We start from the raw sequence: 22152 nt of genomic DNA, 5'->3' as shown, positions 1-22152 counted from the left end.
ATATTACAGCTAAGAAAGTAACAATTATAATTATACTCTTTATGACTATTTTTGTTATTATTGATATCATAATATTTTTATTGAATTATACCATCCTTAATAACTTCAGTTTCAGTTTTTTGTCCGTTTACGAATTCTAGTTCTAATAAATCAATATTCTCATAACCTTTAATCTTTGATTTTAATAGGTTTTGAATTTTTTCCGTTTCTTTTTTTATTGATTCAAACTTACAGTCAATTAGTTGATATTCTCCTTTTTCAGTACTTAATCCGTTTTTACCAACCTGAATTCCTTTTGCATATATAATTTGGTTTACTTCCTTACAATCGCAATTGTCTTTTAATACCTCTATAATATCACTTGATTTATCTATGCTTTTTATTGTAGTTGTAACTGTATAACCAAATAACCCGCCAAGACATAAAAATAAAGTTGCTCTTACTATTGTTTTCGTTAATTTTTCCATGCTTCTGATTTATTTATTAGGATTAATTTCCTGAAACAAATATTATACATAATATACCTTTATAAAAGAAAAGTAAACCTAGTTTTAGAAAATTAGGGTGTTAAAAAAAATATTTTAACTCTTTGTTAACAAGGCTTTTGGTTGTTTTTTGCCTTTAATGAATTGTTATATATATGAAGCCCTAAATTTATAAATTTAGGGCTTCATATATATATTAGTAAAATTATTTAGTTAATAGAGTTCAATTTTTTAATATAAACAGAAGGTAGCAGCCCTGTTCTTTTTCTAAAATATTTGGTAAATGAGTCTGTGCTTTTATAACCTATTTCTTCAGAGATAGATTGAACAGCATAGGCTCTAAATTTAGAATCTTTCTTTAGTTTTAATAGCACATAGTTTATCCTGAGATCATTTATATAAGTATTAAAATTCTTCTGATAATGTGTGTTTATAACTTTAGATAAATAAGAGGTATTTGTTTTTATTTTTCGTGCAATGTTATATGAATTACATTCTTGTTTTAAATAATAGTGTTGTTCTTCTATTTTATGTAATCCGGCTAAAATTTCATTAAATGTTTCCTTATTAATATCTATAGATAATTTTTCCTCTATAATTTTATCTTTTGTATCTATTATTTTTTGTTGTTGCTCTAGTGAGTTTATCTTGTTTATTAATTTAATAAAACGATCAGAATCTTTTTTCTTTCTGCTAGATAAACGAAGTAAGTATAAAACAAGTAACAAAATAATACTACTACTTGTAATCATTAAATATTTAGTTGTTTTTTTTTGATTTTCTTTTTCAGATTCTAAACTAGATAACTCTTTATTATGAAAAGAATTTATAATGTTTTTTTTATTTTTTTCTAATGCTGTTTGGTTCAAAACATATTTCTCGAAATATTCATTTGATTTTTTAGTATTGCCAGATTTCTTGTAAGTCTTTGCAAGAGTTTTATAATCATCAACTAAATAAAATTCTTTAGTTTTTGTTAATCCAATTTCAATCCCTTTTTCCATAACAGCAATAGCTGAGTCGTATTTTTTTAATCCAGTATAAGCTGCTGTTAATTCTTTGTAATAATAATAGTTTCCAGAATTAGGGTCATGTTTGTGGCTTAAAATACTTAGTTGCTTAATTTTATTTAAAGCCTCAGAATATTTTTTTTCTTCAATTAAAATTTTAGCATTTTGACTATAAAAACCTATCCGAATAAAATTATTAAGTGTATCTAATCCTTGTTTGATAGCTTTTTTTAATACTAATTTTGCAGAATCTATATTTTTAAGTTTTATGTAGGTATCGCTAATACTTGTTATGGTTATTGCACTATTAAAATTTCTGTTTCGTTCATCAATTTCCGTTGTAGTTTGTAATCTATTTAATCCTTTTTTATAGTTTAATAAAGCTTTCTTGTAATCTCCTGCAGAATAATTCATAGCCCCAATAAGCACAGGAATAACAGCTTTGTAAAACTGTAAATTTTCTTGACTAGCAATAAGTTCACTTTTAGAATAAAAAGCTAAAGCCGTTTTCGTTTCACCAACAGCAGCATAACTATTACCTAGCTGAACTATTATTTCGATAGGTGTAATTTTTAAAGAATCTATAATCTCTTTTTCTTGTTTACTTAAATTATAAGCGTTAAATAATACTAATTCTTTTTCAAAAGATTTTATTGAAACATGATATTCGTTAAGGAATTGAGACTTCCGTCCCATTTGATGTAGTAATCTAATTGTCTGAAAAGTATCTTTATTCTTTTTAGACAGGTTTAGCATTTTTTGAATTATAACAACCTGATTTCTTGCTTCACTTTCAGTTTCTAAGATATTCGAAAGACTAAGTATTTTTTCTTTATAAGTATCTTTATTAATCTCTTGTGCAGAAAGATTAATAGTTAATAAAAAAAGAAAAAAAAGAAGAGTTTTTTTAGGTGCCATAAATTATTATCCAGGAAAATTTGGTTTTCTTTTTTCTAAAAAAGCGGTTGTTCCTTCTTTAAAATCTTCTGTTCCAAAAGAATCACCAAACTCAGCTATTTCGGTTTCATAACCATTTACACCGTCTTTAAAGTTGTCATTTACGGCTCTAATTGCTGCGCTAATTGCTACAGAAGAATTGCGCATTATTTTACCAGCTAGTTTTTCTGCTAAAGGTATTAATTCTTCTAAAGAAACAACATGATTTACTAATCCCCATTGTTTAGCATCTTCGGCAGATATCATTCCTGCTGTCATAATTAATTCCATTGCTTTTCCTTTACCAACTAATTGAGGTAAACGTTGTGTACCACCATAACCAGGAATTACACCTAAAGATACTTCAGGTAGGCCCATTTTAGCACTGTCTGATGCTACTCTAAAATGACAAGCCATTGCTAATTCTAATCCGCCACCAAGAGCAAAACCATTTACAGCTGCAATTACAGGAGTTGATAAGTTTTCTACGAGATTAAATAACGACTCTTGTCCTAATCTAGCTAATCTACCACCTTCTTCTACAGAGAAGTTTGCAAATTCAGAAATATCTGCCCCAGCTACAAATGCCTTTTCACCACTTCCAGTAATAATAATTGTTTTTACATTTGCATCATCTTCTAAGTCTTCAAAAGCTGTACTTAACTCTTCAATTGTAGCGCTATTTAAAGCATTTAACTTTTTTGGTCTGTTAATAGTAATTGTTGCTAATTGGTTAGTGATAGACACTAAGATGTTTTCGAAATTCATTTGATTGAGTTTTTTAAGGCCTGGCGAAAATTCTCTAGGCGTAAATTTTTAATTTTTAGGTAAAATAACTGTAAAAACGGTTCCTATGTTTTCTGTTGAGGTGAAACTGATAGAGCCGTCATATGCTTCAATTATATTTTTTATCATGGCTAAACCTAAGCCCATTCCGCTTGTTTTGGTGGTAAACTTAGGCTCGAAAATTAATTCTTTATTTTGTTCTATGATTCCTTTTCCGTTATCGGAAACAGTAATTTTAACATTATTCCCTTCAGAAGTTACCTTTACTTCAATTCTAGGAGTAGCTGTATTTTCTGTAATTGCCTGCGTTGCATTTTTTATTAAATTAGTTAAAATTCTAATTAATTGAGTCTTATCTAAATTAGCAAATAGTTCGATTTCTTGCGGAATGTAATGTATGTAATCTTCAGAGAAAATATCTAAAGAATGTTTAACAATATCAACTACATCTAATCTTTCGCGACGTTGTGTAGGCATTTTTGCAAAGTCTGAAAAAGCAGAAGCAATAGAGCTCATTACATCAATTTGTTGAATTAATGTTTCACTGTATTCAGATAATTTTTCTTTTATGGTCGGATCTTCTGGGTTAAACTTTCTTTCGAAGCTTTGAACTGAAAGACGCATTGGTGTAAGCGGATTTTTTATTTCATGTGCTACTTGTTTGGCCATTTCTCTCCAAGCTTGTTCACGTTCACTTTTAGCAAGTTTTACAGCACTTTCTTCTAACTGATCAATCATATTATTGTAAGAATCAATTAAAGAGTTTATTTCTGAACTGGCAGAATTCAATGTAATTTTTTCATTCCGCTGATTTAAACGGGTTTCTTTAATTTTTTCAGAAATTGCTTGGATAGAACGCGTAATATAACTCGATAAAAAATATGCTAATGAAATAGCGGTAATAAACATTAAGAGGTAAACTAGTGAGAGACGTGATATAAATTCACGTAACTCTTTTTCTTGCTCTTCATTGTCTTGTGCTATTTGTAGTTTTAAAATACCAATTCGTTTAAACCTAGTATCAGTTATATAAGTGTACGATGATTGATAGGTAATTCCTTTTTCATCTCGATCTTTTATAACTTTATGGTCAGAATTGTTAGCAAGTTCTTTTATAATATCTATAGATAAATTGGTGCCTTCTTTTTTATCAAAATTATAAGGAATAGATGATTTTAAAAGACCTCCATCCATATCATACATAGATACGGTAAGTTTATGAACATATGCAATATCATAAATACGATCTTGAAATATTTTAGCTAAATTACTAGTTGTTATAGGGTATGTTGTTTTGCGCTTTAACTCGATTTCTATATCGTGTTTTGTGGCATTTTCTTTTCTACTGAAGCGTAAAATATTATAATCATCTGTTTGTTCACCGTATTGAACTATGGTAACTATTAAAATTAAAATAGAGGCCAACAATACTAAAAGTATCATTGATAAAAAGATTCTAATTCGTAGTGATATATTTTTAATATTTAGCAAATTTATTATTTTATTCTTTTAGTATTCATAATTAAGGTGTCGTCGGCTTGACCATCATTATCCCAATCGTATATTGATGTTCCTTTAAAACCATTTTCTATTTGTTGTATTTTATACCAAGCCTGTACTTGTTTACCCATATAAAAATAATCAATAAATAAACTATCTTTTTTCATCTTCCATTTACCATTAGTCTGGTCTAATTTTTCTCCGTTTGGTTGTTTAAACCATGCAGAAAATGTTCCGTCTTTTTTGTAAGATGATTGCGTCTTACCTGAATTGGGTTTGTTAAAATCATCTTCAAAAACAGAAGTACTATCAGTTTTGTTTACGGTAATCATTTTAATTTTTAAATAAGTGGTTTCCCAATTACCAACTAGGTAATTACTTAAAGTAGTTTTTTTATGTTGATTACAACTTACAAAAAGTATTCCAAAGCTTATAATAGCTGCTAGTTTTATTTTCATAATCAAGATTTAATTTTTTCTTCTTTAGTATGTAAAAGGCGTGTTAATTTAATAGATAAATCTAATAAGATTATTTTAGCATTCCCGTTTCTTTCAATGTGATATTGAGCATCACTTACCTCCTTTTCAATAACTAAAATATTTGCACTGTGTATAAAAGGTGCAAATTTTTCTAATTGAAAATTAGCAGATTTTGTTTCTAGGAAAACTAAGTCTGGTGTTCCGTAATTTAATAGCAAGGCTTGCCTAAAAAACTGCAAACAATATTGTAAAAATTGTTTTTGTGTTTCTCTACCCGATTTAGCAATAGCTTCAGACCATTTTATTAAATCCTGAATTACAGCAGCATTTCCTTTGGCTTTAAAGGCAGCACGAATCCATGTAATAAACCATTCTTCAAAAATTAAATCATTAGAGTTGTTGTTTAATATACGTAATGCTTTGTTGTAATTCCCTTCAGATTGATGCGCTATTTTTATAGCTTCATTCTCTAAAACATTTTCGTTTTTAACTAAAGTATTTGCGATATCTGCATCACTTAAAGAAGGGAAATTTAATGCTTGACAGCGAGATTTTATGGTGTTTATAATTTGCTCTTCATCTTCAGTAATTAATAAGAAAATGGTTTTGTTTGGCGGTTCTTCAATCAATTTTAATAATTTATTAGAAGCTGCAATGTTCATTTTTTCAGCCATCCAAATAATCATCACTTTAAAACCACCTTCGTAAGATTTTAATTGTAGCTTTTTAACAATATCTAAGGCTTCATCAACACCTATTTGACCTTGTTTATTTTCTACACCAATATGTTTAGACCAGTCGAAAATGCTTCCGTAAGGTTGCGTTTCTATAAAACTTCTCCAATCATTTAAAAACAAATTGCTAACAGGGTGTTTTTTTACAGCATCGTTTGTGGTTACAGGAAAGGCAAAATGTAAATCAGGGTGTTGTAATTTATTACATTTTATATTACAAGCTTCTTCGTTGTTTGATGATTTACATAATAAAAATTGAGCATAAGCAATTGCCATTGGCAAAGTACCAGAACCTTCTTTACCAACAAAAAGTTGCGCATGCGGAATTCGGTTATTCTCAGCAGATTGCTGTAAATGCTTTTTAATATGTTCCTGTCCTATAATTTTATCGAAAGTCATGCAACAAATATAAGATTTCAAATATAGAGAACAACCAATAAAAAGAAAGAACAGATTGTTTGAGGCTAATTGTTTAGAACGGTTCTATTTTAGTATATTTGTGACCCAATTTATACGTCTCATTTGAATTCAATCGCAAATTTACAGCTAGGAGAAAGAGGTATTATATCTGAACAATGTTTAGATGTTATTCCTTTAAAATTATTAGAAATGGGTTGCTTACCAGGAACAGAAGTAGAGTTGTTGCAGATAGCTCCTTTTAAAGATCCGTTATACATTTGTGTAAACGGCAGTCACTTGGCAATACGAAAAGAAACGGCAAGCAAAATTGTAATTACCAAAATATAATTGATGGATAAGCGTATTAAAGTAGCTTTGGTTGGAAATCCAAACACGGGAAAAACATCATTATTTAACCAATTAACAGGTTTAAACCAAAAAGTTGGTAATTATCCTGGTGTAACGGTCGATAAAAAACAAGGAACTTGTAAGTTATCAGGTAAAAATACCGCAATTATTACCGATTTACCAGGAACATACAGCATTAATCCAACCTCTATTGATGAAAGTATTGTTTTAAAAACCCTTTTAAGTTCTCAGGAAGATGAAAAGCCAGATGTAATTGTAGTGGTTGCAGATGTAGAGAATTTAAAGCGAAATTTATTACTCTTTTCTCAAATTCAAGATTTAGAAATACCCACGATTTTAGCCTTAAATATGGCAGATCAAATGCTGCGTAAAGGTATTTTAATAGATATTGAGAGTTTAGAAAAAGAACTACACACAAAAGTAGTTTTAATATCTGCTAGAAAAAACGAAGGAATAAACGACGTAAAAAAAGAAATTGAGAATTATAGCGTATTAAAACCACACTCTAATTTTAATGAGATTTCTACTAAAATAGATGCAGCTTATTTTAGTGAGCTAGAAAAAATAAGTCCAAATTTTTCATCATATGAATTATGGATGATGCTTACAAAGCAGCATATTTCTTTGCTTTCTGATAAAGAAAAAGAGCAGTTACTATTTTTTAACGACGCAGGTGTTAAGCAAAAAAAATATCAGCATAAAGAAACAATTTATCGTTATCAGAAAATAAATTCGATTTTAAATAAAACATATAAAGTTGATGCCTCTAAGGCAACAGATTTACGTGCAAAGTTAGATCGTGTTTTTACACACAAAATATTTGGTTATATTATTTTCTTTGGGTTATTATTGTTGATTTTTCAATCAGTTTTCGATTGGGCATCAACACCAATGGATTTAATAGACGGCTTATTTGCAAATATTGCTGATTTAACTAAAACAAACTTACCAGCCGGTATGTTTACCGATTTATTAACGGAGGGAATTATTCCGGGAATAGGTGGTGTTGTTATTTTTATTCCGCAAATAGCCATTCTGTTTTTATTTATTGCCATTCTAGAAGAAACAGGTTACATGAGCAGAGTTGTTTTTTTGATGGATAAAATTATGCGTCGTTTTGGAATGAGCGGTAAAAGTGTAATTCCGTTAATTTCTGGTACTGCATGTGCAATACCCGCAATAATGGCAACACGAACTATTTCTAGTTGGAAAGAGCGCTTAATAACCATTTTAGTAACGCCTTTTACAACCTGTTCGGCACGTTTACCTGTATATGCTATTTTAATAGCCCTGATTATTCCAGACACCAAAATATTCGGAATATTAAGTTTACAAGGATTAACATTATTAGGGTTATATTTTATAGGGTTTGCAGCAGCAATAATAGGTGCTTACATTTTACATAAAACATTAAAAATAAACAACACTTCGTTTTTCGTAGTAGAAATGCCTAATTACAAGCTGCCTTCAGCAAAAAATGTATTTTTTGATGTGTTAGAAAAAACGAAAGCCTTTGTTTTCGGAGCCGGAAAAATAATTTTAGCCATCTCAATTGTATTATGGTTTTTAGCTTCGAACGGGCCATCAGCCTTTGAGAACGCAGAGAAAAATGTAATAGAGAATGTTGCAAATCAACAATTATCAGCAGCTGAATTATCGCAAAAAATAGCATCCGCTAAATTAGAAAATTCTTATATAGGTATTGCTGGTAAAGCAATAGAACCTGCCGTGAAACCATTAGGTTACGATTGGAAAATAGGAATTGGTTTAATAGCTTCATTTGCTGCAAGAGAAGTCTTTATAGGTACGTTAGCAACAATTTATAGTGTTGAAAACGATGATGAAAATATTTCGACAATTAAACAAAAGATGGCGGCTGAAATAAACCGTGAAACAGGTGAAAAACGATACAATTTTGCTACCGGAATATCTTTGTTGTTGTTTTATGCATTTGCAATGCAATGTATGGCAACTTTAGCCATCGTAAAGAGAGAAACGAAAAGTTGGAAATGGCCAATAATACAACTTATAGGTATGGGAGCATTGGCATATTTAACGGCATTTATAGCATATCAAACTTTAAGTTAATGCAAGAAATTATTACGTATATCGCAGTAGGTTTAGCAGTGTTTTTTTTAGTGAAAAAGTTTTTTATTAAAAAAAATAACAAAGGTTGTAATACGGATTGCAATTGTTCTTAATCAATAAATAATATATTTTTTATTTGTAACACTTTAGGCAATTAATGTATGTTTGTGGTATTGTAATTGATGATGTAACCTACATCTATAATTGATTTAAAATATAAATATGAAAAAAGCATTTTTAATAGCTGTTATCTTTATCAGCTCATTTGCACAAGCACAACAAGAGGTAAAAGTAGATATATTAGATGCTCTGGCATTAAAAACAGTAGAGGTTTCTTACGAATATTATACTAGTGAGCAATCATCTATAGGTATTTCTGCCTTGTTTAATTTTGAGAAAAAATCATCGGATTTTAGATACAATGAAGAGCTAATGATTACACCTTATTTTCGTCATTATTTTACAAATAATACTAATTGGAATTATTTTGGTGAAGTTTTTATGGGGATTAATACAGGCGAAAAAGAAATTGAAGTAGAAGGTAGCACAATAAAACAGTATAAAGAATATACAGACGGAGCTTTAGGTATTGCTTTTGGTTCTAAATATGTGTCATCAGGAGGTTTTGTTATTGATGTTCATGCAGGTTTAGGAAGAAATATGTTTTCTTCAGAATCGCGCTCTGTAGTGCCAAGAGTTGGTATTAATTTAGGATATAGATTTTAGTGTAAAACTGAAATAAAATGATTAAAAAGCTTGCGTTATGCAAGCTTTTTTGTTTGTATAACATTAGCTAAAATAAAACTTATACAGGCTGGTATAACCCAACCTAAACTATAATTAGCTAAAGGAATATAGTTTTTAATAGTTGTTAAGTATGCGCCCGGAATAATGAATCCTAAAAAATCAGGGATACTGAATAGAAATGTAACGACCACAACGACTTTAAAAACGATACTTGATGTGTATCTACTTGAAATTACATTTAAAATAATTAAAATAATTGTTATTGGGTAGATAAACATCAATGCAGGTAGCGCAATGTTTATAATATAAGTTACATCAAACTGACCAACTAAAACGCCAAGAATACATCCAATTACCGCGGTAATTGTAAACACTTTTTGAGAGTTGTTACTAATTCCTTTAAAATAATCAGCAGTACCAGTAATAATTCCTACAGCAGTAGTAAAGCAAGCTAAGGCAACTAAAACACTTAAGAAAATACTACCTATATTACCTAAAGTTTGGTTGCTTAATGATTTTAAAATTTCTGTTCTATTAGCTTCTTCAGGAAAAGTTGAGCTAAACAAAACTCCATTATAAATAAGGCCTGCATAAATAATTAAGAGTCCTAAACCAGCAATAAAACCAGCTTTAGTTATCAGTTCTTTTTTGTAGTTAAAAGTTGCTTCTTTGTTAAAATTCATAGAGATAACCAAAACACCACCTACTACTATCGAAGCAATGGCATCGAAAGTTTGATAGCCTTCTAACAATCCATCAACAAAAGGTGTTTTAAGAGTACTTGTGTTTATGGCATCTGGAGCAGTAAAAATTCCAATAAAAATAATAGAAAGTAGCATGCATATTATAAGCGGAGTTAAGAACTTACCTATAAGGTTTAGTATTTTAGATCGGTTCATGGCAAACAAAAAAACAAATCCGAAGTAAATACTACTGGTAATTAAAGAACTAACATTATTAAAATAAGGAGCAATAGCCATTTCATGAGTAACCGAAGCAGTTCTTGGCGCTGGTAACGCAATGCAAATTGTATAGATAACAAAACAATATATAAGGCTAAAGGTAGGGGAAACTTTTTTACCAAAGTCATACATAGTACCTTGTAATTTGGCGTGTGCTAAAATTCCTAATATAGGAATGAATACTGCGGTAATAAAAAAACCAATTGTAACCCAGCTCCATAAATCGCCTGAATTTTTACCTAAAAAAGGAGGTAAAATTAAGTTTCCTGCTCCAAAAAACATAGAAAACAAGGCGAAACCGGTGATGTATATATCTTTAGTTTTATTCATTCTTATTTGTATTTGTAATTATATAGATGATAAAATTTATAAATAAGTATAAAAGAGCAACAATAATTAGTGTAAATTTTATAGTAGCAAAGTAGTAAGCCATTAAAGCTAAATTTTTATCAGTACTACCTAATAATATATGTATTAATCCTATATTTTCAATAGCATCAAAAAAGGCGGTAAAAAATTGAGAAAACAATAAGACAAGTCCAACTAAATAAAATGGTTTTCCGTGCCAAAGTATTTTATTGAGTTTGTGAATTAACAACGCTATTAAGGCTGGATAAATAGTTAAGAATAAAAAATCGAGACCTAAACTTATACCTGCATTAATTTTTGCATTTGCATCCCAAGAATTTAGAATAGCTTGAGATATGCGAATATCTTTGGCTAACTCAAAAGATATAATTCCGTTTTCACAAATATCATTAATTAAAAAATAATCAATGCTTAGCATAGCATATCCAATGAAAATAGTCATAATAGCCAAAAAAAAGGTGACTCTTTTTTCGGTTTTACTATCTAATAAATAAAATGGGGAGGTTAACATAATTTTATAAAAATACAAGCGAAAGATACATATTTTTGCAGGATGCAGAACTTTATCAGTTACAAAAATAGTAAAATAGCATATTTAGATGTTGGAAAAGGAACTACGATAGTTTTGCTTCATGGTTTTTTAGAAAATGCTACCATGTGGAATGGCGTGGTAAAAGAACTGTCTAAAACAAATAGGGTAATATGTATTGATCTTTTAGGTCATGGAAAATCAGACTGTATTGGTTATGTTCATACGATGAACGATATGGCAGAAGCAGTAAAAGAAATTTTAAATTTTTTACGCCTCAGAAAATTTTATATAATTGGTCATTCAATGGGAGGGTATGTTTCCCTAGCATTTGCAGAAAAATATTTAAAAAACATAAAGGGATTGTGTTTGTTAAATTCATCTGCACAAGCAGATTCTGAAGAGCGAAAAGAGTTGCGTACTAGAGTAGGTGAAATGGCCAAAAAGAATTATAGTAATTTGGTAAGAATGTCTATCTCAAATTTATTTTTAACTGAAACTAAAGCGATTTTTACTTCAGAAATAGCACAGATAAAAAAAGAAGCATTACAAACTTCTGTACAAGGGTATATTGCCGCAACAAAAGGAATGCAACTAAGAGAAAATAAAGAAGCTGTTTTACAAACTATTCCTAAAAGGCTTATAATTGCTGGTGAAAATGACCCTGTAACACATTTTAATTCGATTCTTAAAGAGGCTAAGCGAACAAAAACATCTTTAATAAAATTATCTGGAGGTCATATGAGTCACATAGAAGATAAGGATGAATTAATAGCTTCTTTAAAGAAATTTATTAAAGGCTAAATATTTTCTGTTACTTTGCAATGTAAAAAAGATACTTATGAAAATTCATCACCTAGCCACAGAGAAATCTATTTTAAATAAATTTTTAGCAGAAATAAGAAATGTAGATGTTCAGAAAGATTCTCTGCGTTTTCGTAGAAATATTGAGCGAATTGGCGAGATTTTGGGATATGAATTAAGTAAAGAATTATCTTTTGAAAACAAAGAGATTAAAACACCTTTAGGTGCAATGTCTATAGAAACTCCAGTTAACGATGTAGTTTTGTGCTCAATTCTTCGAGCGGGATTGACTTTACATAATGGATTGCTAAACTATTTTGATGATGCAGAAAATGCTTTTATTTCAGCTTACCGCCATCACCCGAATAATGATGAAGAGTTTGAGATTATTGTAGAATATTTCGCCTCTCCATCAATAGATGGTAAAACATTATTGTTAGTAGACCCTATGTTAGCTACAGGTAGATCGATTGTAGCGGTTTATGAAGCAATTAAAAAACACGGAACACCAAAAAAAATTGAGATAGTATCGGTAATTGGTTCAGCAGAAGGTGTAGCGTATATTGAGGAATTTTTTCCTGAAGACACCAATTTATGGATTGCAGATATCGATGCTGAATTAAATGACAAAGGATATATTGTTCCTGGTTTAGGAGATGCAGGTGATTTGGCTTTTGGCGCTAAAATGTAACCTTATATAAAGTTTGTGATAATCGATATAGCTAAAAACAACAACAATAATACATTGGCAATCCATTTATGTTGATATAATTCTAGTCCGTTTGCTAATATTACCGCTACAGGAAAAAACACGAATAATAATTCACTACTCGCTTTGTTGCTCATTAAAAGGATAATTAGTAGAGAAATTATTAGGTGAATAATAGTTAAAATCCAGTTTTTCCTAAAAGTATTAAGTATTGCTAATGCCTTAGGGCTTTTTAAAACAATCGCAGTAATAACCAAAGAAGTAATAAATGTATTCTGAAATAAATACTTGGTACTTAAGTATAAGTTAAAGTCGTAGTGAATACTCCAATCGAAAAGAAGGTAGAAGTCATTCAACTTATCATACCAAAAACAATAGGTGAAAAATAAAAACACCACGCTTCCAAAACCTATTAAAGGCGTTAAAAGTGTTTGGTAAGTATATTGTTGATGCAGATATATAGATATGTATAGAAGTACGGCAAATAAAGCCGTGTAAGGCTCTATTAAAAAAGAAACACCTAGCCATAAACCCCCATCAAATAATTTATGCAGAATGTTTTTTTGTGATTTTAAACTATACACCTTACGTAAAAACAGCAAAACAGTTAAGCATGCGTAAAACGTACTATTAATAATTATTACATCAGGAAAAAATCCGATAAGTGTTACGAAAAATAAAAAAGCAAAAGAATTATCGAATGTTAATTGATTTTTAGCAAGAATAAAGTTGAAAATAGAAAAAACAACAATAAACCCAAGCAATTCTTTAAAGAGATTAAGAGATAATTCTTTAGAAAATAAACTGAAAGAAAAGTAAATTAAAAACAGCGCAAACAGCACTATGAAATTTACAGGTTTTGATTTACCGAAAAAATTGGCTAACATGGTTTCTTTTTATACTTTTGCAAACGTAAAGATAATCAAGTTATGTTAGGATTAAATATTTTTAGATTAATTGGAGATTTATTTCAATACATTTTAATTCCATTCAAATGGTTGCGACTAGAAGTTGCTAAAGGAGATTATGGATGGTGGACATCAAATGCTGTAAACTGGCTATTTGTATTGGTGTTAATCGTTTTATTTGGATACTGGATGTGGCAATCGGCAACTTTCTTAAAAGAAGGAACTGAAGATAAAGCTTAATTTAGATACACATTGGGAAGCAAAAATAAATTAAAACGTTTCAAAGAAAATGAAACGTTTGCTAACGTACTTCAGCCTACAAGAGAAGAGGTAGTTGGTGATTTTTCTTTAAAAGGAAAATGGCATACTTTTTTTAAAAACACCAATCCAATTGTTTTAGAGTTGGGATGTGGTAAAGGGGAGTATACTATTGCTTTGGCAGAGAAAAACCCAGATAAAAATTTTATTGGTATTGATATTAAAGGAGCTCGTTTTTGGCGTGGTGCAAAAACCGCAATAGAAAACGACATGCAAAATGTTGCCTTTATTAGAACACAAATAGAGTTGGTAGATTACATTTTTGCTAAAAATGAAGTTGATGAAATTTGGATAACATTCCCAGATCCACAAATAAAATATCAACGTACAAAGCATAGAATGACTAATACAGCATTCTTAAAAAGATATCACCATATTTTAAAAGAAGACGGAATCATGAACCTAAAAACCGATAGCGAATTTATGCACGGTTATACTTTAGGTTTGTTGCATGGTGAAGGTCATGAGATTATACACGCAAATCATAATGTGTATAAAAACGAAGGCGCACCAGAAGAGGTAACTTCTACCCAAACTTTCTACGAAAAACAATATTTAGAAGTAGGGAAGCCAATTACTTATATCCGATTTAAATTAAATTACTAATTTTACTCGGTGAGTAAAAATCAAAATTTTTTCGAAAGAGTTTACAAGGTAGCAAAGTTAATTCCACACGGAAGAGTAACTAGTTACGGTGCAATCGCAACCTATTTAGGTGCTGCAAGATCTGCAAGAATGGTTGGTTGGGCAATGAATAATTCTCATTCTAAAAACATACCAGCTCATAGAGTAGTAAACCGAATAGGCCTACTTACAGGGAAGCAACATTTCGATGGTACAAACTTAATGCAACAGCTTTTAGAAAATGAAGGTATTGTTGTGTTTGAAAATCAGATACAAGATTTTAAAACTGTTTTTTGGAATCCGATAAACGAACTGCTACCTGAAGAAGACCTTTAGCTTCTAAATAAAGGCGTTTATCTTCGTTTTTTTGGATTAAAAATATGCCATAAAATAGAATTATCACTTCATAAATAATCACAATCTAACTCCCTTTATTTTCTGACGTCTAAAACGTATCTTTGCAGTTAGGTATTAATTAATTTAATTAAACACTCTAATGAGTTTTAAAAAACAAGATATATACAAAGCGTTAGAAACTATAACCGCACCAGGAGAAGGTAAGAGTTTAGTTGAAAACGAAAACATAAAAAACATCGTTACTTTTGGTAACGAAGTTATTGTTGATGTAACAATTTCAAACCCATCTTTACAGGCTAAAAAGAAGGCAGAAGTAGAAATTACGAAAGCAATTCACGAGCACGTTGATAAAGCAATCGATGTAAAGGTGAATGTAAAAGTTGAGGTAAAGGAGAAAGAAAATCCGAATGAAATAAAAGGAAAATCAATTCCTAATATTCAAAATATTATTGCAATAGCGTCTGGTAAAGGAGGTGTAGGTAAATCTACAATTACCTCTAACATGGCAGTGTCTTTAGCTAAAATGGGCTTTAAAGTTGGTGTTTTAGATGCTGATGTTTACGGGCCATCTCAACATTTAATGTTTGATGTAGAGAAAGAAAAACCATTAGCAGTAAAAGTTGACGGACGTTCTAAAATGAAACCTGTTGAAAATTACGGCGTAAAATTATTATCTCTAGGTTTCTTTACAGACCCTAACCAAGCAGTAATTTGGCGTGGGCCAATGGCTTCAAAAGCGTTAAATCAATTAATTTTTGATGCAGATTGGGGAGAATTAGATTTCTTATTGATCGACTTACCTCCAGGAACAGGAGATGTGCATTTATCAATCGTACAAGCAGTACCAATTAACGGAGCTGTAGTGGTAAGTACACCGCAAAACATTGCTTTAGCTGATGCTAAAAAAGGCGTTGCAATGTTTAAGCAAGAAAGTATTAATGTACCAGTATTAGGTATCGTAGAAAACATGGCGTATTTTACACCAGAAGAATTACCAGAAAATAAATATTACATTTTTGGTAAAGGTGGTGCTAAGAATTTAGCGGAAGATATCGAAACTAGCTTCTTAGGTGAAATACCATTAGTGCAAAGTATTCGTGAAGCAGGTGATGTAGGTCATCCAGTGGCATTACAAGAAAACAGCCCTTTACAAAAAGCATTTACAGATGTAACCAAAGAAATGGTTTCTCAATTATTAAAAAGAAATGCTAATTTGCCAGCTACCGAAGTAGTTCGTATTACTACAATGAGCGGTTGTAGTACTAAATAGTTAAAAGATTATGACAGCAACAGAAATAAAAGATAACGTAGAAAAAGCTTTAGAAGAAATTCGTCCTTTTTTAATAAGTGACGGTGGAAACATTAAGTTATTATCTATCGAAAATAATAAAGTAAAAGTTCAGTTAGAAGGAGCTTGTAGTGGCTGTACAGTAAATCAAATGACGTTAAAAAACGGCGTTGAGGCAACTATAAAAAAATATGTTCCATCAATAGAAGAAGTAATTAATGTAGCTTAAAACTTGATTTTTATCAGGTTTTAATAACTACAAACTTATTATTTTTGGGCGTTCGAGCGCGCTTTCGCTACTCGCTTTTTTAAAAATAGAAAAATATTTTTAAAAAGAGCTCAAACAAGCCGCTCAATCACTAACGCATATATTCCTGTCTTCAAAAAAAGACAGGAATATCAGTATAAAAAAGAAAATTCTTGTCATTAAAATGATACAAACAGATATACTAATTATAGGAGCAGGTCCAACAGGATTGTTCACCGTATTTGAAGCAGGATTATTAAAATTACGTTGTCACTTAATTGATGCATTGCCACAACAAGGAGGGCAATGTTCAGAAATTTACCCTAAAAAACCTATTTACGATATACCAGCGTATCCAGAGATTTTGGCAGGCGATTTAACCGATAAATTAATGGAACAAATTAAACAATTTGAACCAGGATTTACCTTAGGAGAACGCGCTGAGACAATAGAAAAACAAGAAGATGGTAATTTTATAGTAACCACTAATAAAGGTACAAAACACCAAGCACCTGTAGTAGCAATTGCAGGTGGTTTAGGAAGTTTTGAGCCACGTAAGCCTCCAATTCCTGGTATTGCAGATTATGAAGATAAGGGAGTTGAGTACATGATTAAAGAGCCAGAGCTTTACCGAGATAAAGATGTGGTTATTGCAGGAGGTGGAGATTCTGCTTTAGATTGGTCTATTTTCTTAACAGATATAGCTAAATCGGTAACTTTAGTGCACCGTAGAAATGAATTCCGCGGAGCGTTAGATTCTGTTGATAAAGTACAGGAATTAAAAGATGCTGGTAAAATTAATTTAGTTACACCAGCTGAGGTTAAAGGAATCGTTGGTGAAAATAGTGTTGAAGGTGTTTTAATCGAACAAAAAGATAAAGAGCAATACACGTTAAAATGTGATCATTTTATTCCGCTTTTTGGATTATCACCAAAACTAGGACCTATTGCAAATTGGGGGTTAGAAATTGAAAAAAATGCCATTAAAGTAAATAATGCATTAGATTATCAAACGAATATTCCTGGTATTTATGCGATTGGCGATGTAAACACATATCCAGGTAAATTAAAGTTGATTCTTTGTGGTTTTCACGAAGCAACGTTAATGTGTCAAAGTGCTTTTCAGCGTATTTTTCCGGATAAAAAATACGTAATGAAATATACTACAGTTGGTGGGATAGATGGTTTTGATGGTACACGTAAAGAAGCTCCGAAAGCAGTAGTTAAAAAAATAGAGTAGTATTTTAACTAACTTTAGCCGGCTTATAAATAGATAAAATTTGACGTTAATAGATTACATAGAACAATTATCACAAGATAAACTCTTGTATTTTGCATTGCCAATATTTTTAATTTCGATGTTGGTAGAGTATAAAATATCAAAAGAAAAATACAATGCAAAAGACACAGGGATATCAATCTTAATGATGGTTTTCTCTGCAATTGTAGAGTTTTTTCCTAAGATAATAGCTTTTGTTGTTTTCTTCTATTTACATGAGTTAAGTCCGTTAAAAGACATTGTACAACGACAATGGTGGGTGTGGATATTGCTGTTTTTTGCAGATGATTTTGCCTATTACTGGTTTCATCGCTTAAACCATGAAGTCCGTTTGTTTTGGGCAGGTCACGTGCCGCATCATTCATCAATACACATGAATTTAGGTACAGCTCTGCGTCAAGGAGTTGGTGAGCGTATTCATAAATTTTTCTTTTGGATATGGATTCCTTTATTAGGTATCGATCCATTAATGATTTTTGTAATGATGTCTGTAAGTTTAATTTATCAATTTTTTGTTCATACCGAATTGGTAGATAAACTACCAAAACCGATTGAATTTATTTTTAACACACCTTCGCATCATAGAGTACATCATGCATCTAACATTCGTTATTTAGATTGTAATCATGCTGGAGTTTTAATTATTTGGGATCGTATTTTTGGTACTTTTTCTGAAGAATTAAAAGATATAGAACATCCCGTTTACGGTTTAACAGTAAATATTGAAACGTATAATCCAATAAAAGTTGCAACACACGAATATTCGGCAATTTTAAAAGATGTAAAAAGAGCTCGTAAATTTTCTGACAAGTTAAATTATATTTTCAACTCACCAGGTTGGACGCATGATGGAGAGGATAAACGAGCAAAAACATTACGTAAAAAAATGAATTTGTAATATGGAACAAGATATCACCCTAAAAATAACTGATAGAGAAGGTGTTTTACACGAAATTCAAGCGCCAACAGATATGGCAATGAATTTAATGGAGGTTGTACGTTCGTACGAATTAGCGCCAGAAGGAACAATTGGAATTTGTGGTGGAATGGCAATGTGTGCTTCTTGTCAATGTTATATAAAATCAGCACATGAATTGCCAGAAATGGGCGATGATGAAGATGCAATGTTAGCAGAAGCTTTTTATGTAGAAGATAATAGCCGTTTAGGCTGTCAACTAGCAATAACTCCAGCACTTGATGGTTTAGAGGTTGAACTAGCACCTGAAAGTTAAATAATAACTGAAACTTTCTGTATATTTGTGGAGTAAGCAACTTAAAAAGGCTAAAAAATGTATTTAGACTTACTATCACATTTAAAATTTTTGATAAAACGCAATCCCGAATAATTAATGGAATAATCTATCAATGTTAAAATGTAGCAATACTTAATTGTTACATTGTTATATTAATTTATTAAACTATTAAGCAATATGCCTTTTTATCATAAGTTAGGAAATATTCCACCAAAAAGACACACACAGTTTCGTAAAGCAGACGGAAGTTTGTATTACGAACAATTGTTTGGTACGATTGGTTTCGACGGAATGTCTACCAATTCATATCACGAACACAGACCTACAATGGTCAAAGAAATTCGCAAGCAATACTCTGTTGCACCCAAAATAGCGAAAGCAAATAATATTCAATCGTATCGTTTTCGTGGATTTCAAGTAAAGCCAGAAAACGATTATTTAGAAAGCAGAAAGGTTGTTTTAACGAATTCAGATTGTAATATAATTTTATCGGCGCCAAAAAAATCTACAACCGATTATTTTTATAAAAACACCGATGCTGATGAGGTAATTTTCATCCATAAAGGAACCGGTAAACTAAGAACACACCTTGGAAATATCGATTTTAAATACGGAGATTATTTAGTAATTCCACGTGGGATTATCTATAAATTAGATTTTGATGATGAAAATAACCGACTTTTCATAGTAGAATCTTACAGTCCGGTTTACACTCCAAAACGTTACAGAAACTACTTTGGGCAACTTTTAGAACATTCACCATTTTGTGAACGCGATTTAAGAAGACCAGAAGAATTAGAAACTTATAACGAGTTAGGCGATTTCTTAATCAAAGTAAAAAAGCAAGGAGAAATTATAGAAATGGTCTATGCTTCACATCCTTTTGATGTGGTTGGTTACGACGGCTATAATTTTCCGTATGCTTTTTCAATTCACGATTTCGAGCCAATAACAGGTCGTATTCATCAACCGCCACCAGTGCACCAAACATTCGAAACAAACGCATTTGTAATTTGTAGTTTTGTACCTCGCTTGTACGATTACCATCCAGATTCAATTCCTGCTCCATACAACCACAGTAATATCGATTCAGATGAAGTTTTGTATTATGTAGATGGTGATTTTATGAGCAGAAATGATATCGATCAAGGTCATATTTCACTGCACCCGGCAGGTATACCTCATGGTCCGCACCCAGGAGCAACCGAGCGTAGTATCGGGCATACAAAAACCGAAGAATTAGCTGTAATGGTAGATACATTTAAGCCGTTACAAGTAACCGAAGAAGCAATGAAAATTGCCGATGAAGACTATTATAAATCTTGGTTGGAATAAAAAAGATAAAATAAATTAGAAAAAAGAATAGAGAAATTGAGCGATAGAAAAAGACATAACTACAAGAATTTAAAGATTTGGAAAATCGGAATTGATATTGTAGATGATGTTTTTAAAATCACTAATTCTTTTCCAGAGGAAGAAAAATTTGGATTAGTATCATAAATTAATAGATGTTCTATTTCTATTCCAAGTAATATTCCAGAAGGTTCATCAAGAACAGATAAATCTTTTTCACATTTTATTGATATTTCTCCTGGTTCTTCTTTCGAATTTGAAACACAATTAATAATAGCGTGCAATAGAAATTATATAAATAAAGAACAATTAACAAAGATTGAAGTAAAAATTCAAGAATTTCAAAAGATGACAATGGGCTTTCAAAATAAGCTGTAAAAGTCTTTTTTCTTGCATCTCTTCTCTCTTTTCTATAAAACACAAACATGAGCAAAAAAGATATAAAATCAGTAGAATACGGTTTAGAAAAAATATTTGAAGGAGCACAAGATTTCCTTCCATTACTAGGCACCGATTACGTTGAGTTTTACGTGGGTAATGCGAAACAAGCAGCACATTTTTATAAAACAGCATTCGGATTCCAATCACACGCATATCGCGGATTAGAAACAGGGTCAACAGATTCTGTGAGTTATGTGTTAACACAAGACAAAATTAAGTTGATGCTAACAACTCCGTTAAATAGTAAATCGCCAATAAACGACCATATTGTAAAACATGGTGATGGTGTAAAAATTGTAGCTCTTTGGGTAGAAGATGCAAGAAAAGCATACGAGGAAACAACATCAAGAGGCGCAAAATCCTATATGGAACCTACTGTAGAAACAGATGAACATGGTGAAGTTGTAAGGGCAGGAATTTATACGTACGGTGAAACGGTGCACATGTTTGTAGAGCGTAAAAACTACAACGGTGCATTCTTACCAGGTTTTCAAAAATGGGAATCAGACTACAATCCGCCAAGTGCAGGTTTAAAATTTATCGATCATATGGTTGGTAATGTTGGTTGGAACCAAATGGATGTTTGGGTAAAATGGTATGAAGATGTTATGGGGTTTGAAAACTTTTTATCTTTTGATGATAAGCAAATTCACACAGAATATTCGGCATTAATGAGTAAAGTAATGTCTAACGGAAATGGCCGTATTAAATTTCCAATAAATGAACCAGCAAAGGCAGCTAAGCGTTCTCAGATAGAAGAATATTTAGATTTTTATGAAGGTGCAGGTGTGCAGCATATTGCAGTTGCAACAGATGATATTATTAAAACAGTATCTCAATTAAAAGCAAACGGAGTAGAGTTTTTATCAACGCCACCAGAAGAATATTACAGGTCAGTTCCTGGAAGATTAGAAGAATTTAGCCATGAATTAAGAGAAGATATCGAAAAATTAAAAGGTTTGGGTATCATGATTGATGCTGATGAAGAAGGGTATTTATTACAAATTTTTACAAAACCAATTGAAGACAGACCAACGTTATTTTTTGAAATCATTCAAAGAATGGGAGCTCGTGGATTTGGAGCAGGTAACTTTAAAGCATTGTTCGAATCTATTGAGAGAGAACAAGAAAAAAGAGGAACGTTGTAGAAATATAGAAACAAGAGGTTAGAGTCAAGA

Annotated in this window: 24 protein-coding genes and 1 pseudogene; 16 read left to right on the top strand and 9 right to left on the bottom strand. The window is 31.0% G+C overall.

Going from position 1 to position 22152, the window contains the following annotated elements:
• Positions 1–77: 77 nt before the first annotated feature.
• The 6 genes from RRF68_RS08745 to RRF68_RS08720 form a co-directional block, all read right to left on the bottom strand.
• On the bottom strand, positions 78–467 hold the full coding sequence (locus RRF68_RS08745; RefSeq protein ID WP_315944106.1) for a hypothetical protein: 390 nt from the start codon (positions 465–467) through the stop codon (positions 78–80).
• A gap of 227 nt (positions 468–694) precedes the next feature.
• Positions 695–2413: a helix-turn-helix domain-containing protein gene (locus RRF68_RS08740; RefSeq protein ID WP_315944105.1), complete on the bottom strand. Its 1719-nt coding sequence runs from the start codon at positions 2411–2413 to the stop codon at positions 695–697.
• A 6-nt stretch (positions 2414–2419) separates the two neighbouring features.
• On the bottom strand, positions 2420–3199 hold the full coding sequence (locus tag RRF68_RS08735; protein WP_218771746.1) for an enoyl-CoA hydratase/isomerase family protein: 780 nt from the start codon (positions 3197–3199) through the stop codon (positions 2420–2422).
• 48 nt (positions 3200–3247) lie between these two features.
• A complete protein-coding gene (locus RRF68_RS08730; RefSeq protein ID WP_315944104.1) occupies positions 3248–4660 on the bottom strand; it encodes a sensor histidine kinase in 1413 nt (470 codons plus the stop codon).
• A 53-nt stretch (positions 4661–4713) separates the two neighbouring features.
• A complete protein-coding gene (locus RRF68_RS08725) occupies positions 4714–5175 on the bottom strand; it encodes a hypothetical protein (RefSeq protein WP_315944103.1) in 462 nt (153 codons plus the stop codon).
• Between the two features lie 2 nt (positions 5176–5177).
• Entirely contained in the window at positions 5178–6329 is a 1152-nt protein-coding gene (locus tag RRF68_RS08720; protein ID WP_315944102.1) for a DNA polymerase III subunit delta', read from the bottom strand.
• 123 nt (positions 6330–6452) lie between these two features.
• Between RRF68_RS08720 and RRF68_RS08715 the strand changes: the two genes are divergently transcribed.
• The 3 genes from RRF68_RS08715 (at position 6453) to RRF68_RS08700 (ending at position 9512) form a co-directional block, all read left to right on the top strand.
• The gene (locus tag RRF68_RS08715; protein WP_218771742.1) at positions 6453–6677 is read left to right on the top strand and encodes a ferrous iron transport protein A; all 225 of its coding nucleotides are present in this window, start codon (positions 6453–6455) and stop codon (positions 6675–6677) included.
• A 3-nt stretch (positions 6678–6680) separates the two neighbouring features.
• Entirely contained in the window at positions 6681–8786 is a 2106-nt protein-coding gene (gene feoB / locus RRF68_RS08710) for a ferrous iron transport protein B (protein ID WP_275315069.1), read from the top strand.
• A 222-nt stretch (positions 8787–9008) separates the two neighbouring features.
• Positions 9009–9512: a DUF3575 domain-containing protein gene (locus tag RRF68_RS08700; RefSeq protein ID WP_315944101.1), complete on the top strand. Its 504-nt coding sequence runs from the start codon at positions 9009–9011 to the stop codon at positions 9510–9512.
• 35 nt (positions 9513–9547) lie between these two features.
• On the opposite strand, the gene brnQ is transcribed toward RRF68_RS08700, so the two are convergent.
• Positions 9548–10825: a branched-chain amino acid transport system II carrier protein gene (brnQ, locus tag RRF68_RS08695; RefSeq protein ID WP_218771739.1), complete on the bottom strand. Its 1278-nt coding sequence runs from the start codon at positions 10823–10825 to the stop codon at positions 9548–9550.
• Positions 10818–11306 (bottom strand): hypothetical protein, encoded by a 489-nt coding sequence (locus RRF68_RS08690; RefSeq protein ID WP_315944100.1) that lies wholly within the window; start codon positions 11304–11306, stop codon positions 10818–10820. Before RRF68_RS08690 ends, brnQ begins: the two co-directional genes overlap by 8 nt.
• A gap of 111 nt (positions 11307–11417) precedes the next feature.
• Here RRF68_RS08690 and RRF68_RS08685 point away from each other — a divergent pair, with 111 nt between their 5' ends.
• Both RRF68_RS08685 and upp read left to right on the top strand, forming a co-directional pair.
• On the top strand, positions 11418–12197 hold the full coding sequence (locus tag RRF68_RS08685; protein ID WP_315944099.1) for an alpha/beta hydrolase: 780 nt from the start codon (positions 11418–11420) through the stop codon (positions 12195–12197).
• 37 nt (positions 12198–12234) lie between these two features.
• A complete protein-coding gene (upp, locus tag RRF68_RS08680) occupies positions 12235–12888 on the top strand; it encodes a uracil phosphoribosyltransferase (protein WP_315944098.1) in 654 nt (217 codons plus the stop codon).
• Between the two features lie 2 nt (positions 12889–12890).
• Here upp and RRF68_RS08675 read toward each other — a convergent pair whose 3' ends face one another.
• Positions 12891–13793, bottom strand: coding sequence for a hypothetical protein (locus RRF68_RS08675; RefSeq protein WP_315944097.1), 903 nt, complete (start codon positions 13791–13793; stop codon positions 12891–12893).
• Positions 13794–13835: 42 nt separating this feature from the next.
• Between RRF68_RS08675 and RRF68_RS08670 the strand changes: the two genes are divergently transcribed.
• The 11 genes and pseudogenes from RRF68_RS08670 to hppD all read left to right on the top strand — a co-directional run bounded on the left by RRF68_RS08670 (position 13836) and on the right by hppD (position 22122).
• On the top strand, positions 13836–14054 hold the full coding sequence (locus RRF68_RS08670) for a DUF6341 family protein (RefSeq protein WP_218771734.1): 219 nt from the start codon (positions 13836–13838) through the stop codon (positions 14052–14054).
• Positions 14055–14066: 12 nt separating this feature from the next.
• Positions 14067–14738 (top strand): tRNA (guanosine(46)-N7)-methyltransferase TrmB, encoded by a 672-nt coding sequence (gene trmB / locus RRF68_RS08665; protein WP_315944096.1) that lies wholly within the window; start codon positions 14067–14069, stop codon positions 14736–14738.
• 9 nt (positions 14739–14747) lie between these two features.
• Positions 14748–15092, top strand: coding sequence for an MGMT family protein (locus tag RRF68_RS08660; RefSeq protein WP_315944095.1), 345 nt, complete (start codon positions 14748–14750; stop codon positions 15090–15092).
• A gap of 160 nt (positions 15093–15252) precedes the next feature.
• A complete protein-coding gene (locus RRF68_RS08655; RefSeq protein WP_218771731.1) occupies positions 15253–16383 on the top strand; it encodes an Mrp/NBP35 family ATP-binding protein in 1131 nt (376 codons plus the stop codon).
• Between the two features lie 10 nt (positions 16384–16393).
• Positions 16394–16630 carry a NifU family protein gene (locus RRF68_RS08650; protein WP_218771730.1) on the top strand — a complete coding sequence of 79 codons (237 nt, stop codon included), beginning with the start codon at positions 16394–16396 and terminating at the stop codon, positions 16628–16630.
• Between the two features lie 202 nt (positions 16631–16832).
• The gene (locus tag RRF68_RS08645; RefSeq protein WP_315944094.1) at positions 16833–17888 is read left to right on the top strand and encodes an NAD(P)/FAD-dependent oxidoreductase; all 1056 of its coding nucleotides are present in this window, start codon (positions 16833–16835) and stop codon (positions 17886–17888) included.
• 40 nt (positions 17889–17928) lie between these two features.
• Positions 17929–18825: a sterol desaturase family protein gene (locus tag RRF68_RS08640; protein ID WP_275315060.1), complete on the top strand. Its 897-nt coding sequence runs from the start codon at positions 17929–17931 to the stop codon at positions 18823–18825.
• A gap of 1 nt (position 18826) precedes the next feature.
• Entirely contained in the window at positions 18827–19159 is a 333-nt protein-coding gene (locus RRF68_RS08635; protein WP_218771728.1) for a 2Fe-2S iron-sulfur cluster-binding protein, read from the top strand.
• A gap of 198 nt (positions 19160–19357) precedes the next feature.
• Positions 19358–20515 (top strand): homogentisate 1,2-dioxygenase, encoded by a 1158-nt coding sequence (locus RRF68_RS08630; protein WP_315944093.1) that lies wholly within the window; start codon positions 19358–19360, stop codon positions 20513–20515.
• Positions 20516–20551: 36 nt separating this feature from the next.
• Positions 20552–20911: pseudogene (locus RRF68_RS08625) on the top strand (four helix bundle protein).
• A gap of 47 nt (positions 20912–20958) precedes the next feature.
• Complete coding sequence (gene hppD / locus RRF68_RS08620; protein WP_218771726.1) at positions 20959–22122, top strand: 4-hydroxyphenylpyruvate dioxygenase; 1164 nt, start codon at positions 20959–20961, stop codon at positions 22120–22122.
• The last annotated feature ends 30 nt before the right edge of the window (positions 22123–22152 follow it).

This window comes from Tenacibaculum sp. HL-MS23 (genome assembly GCF_032463465.1).
GTDB lineage: Bacteria > Bacteroidota > Bacteroidia > Flavobacteriales > Flavobacteriaceae > Polaribacter > Polaribacter bernardetii.
This window is presented reverse-complemented; position numbering and strand designations above follow the sequence as displayed.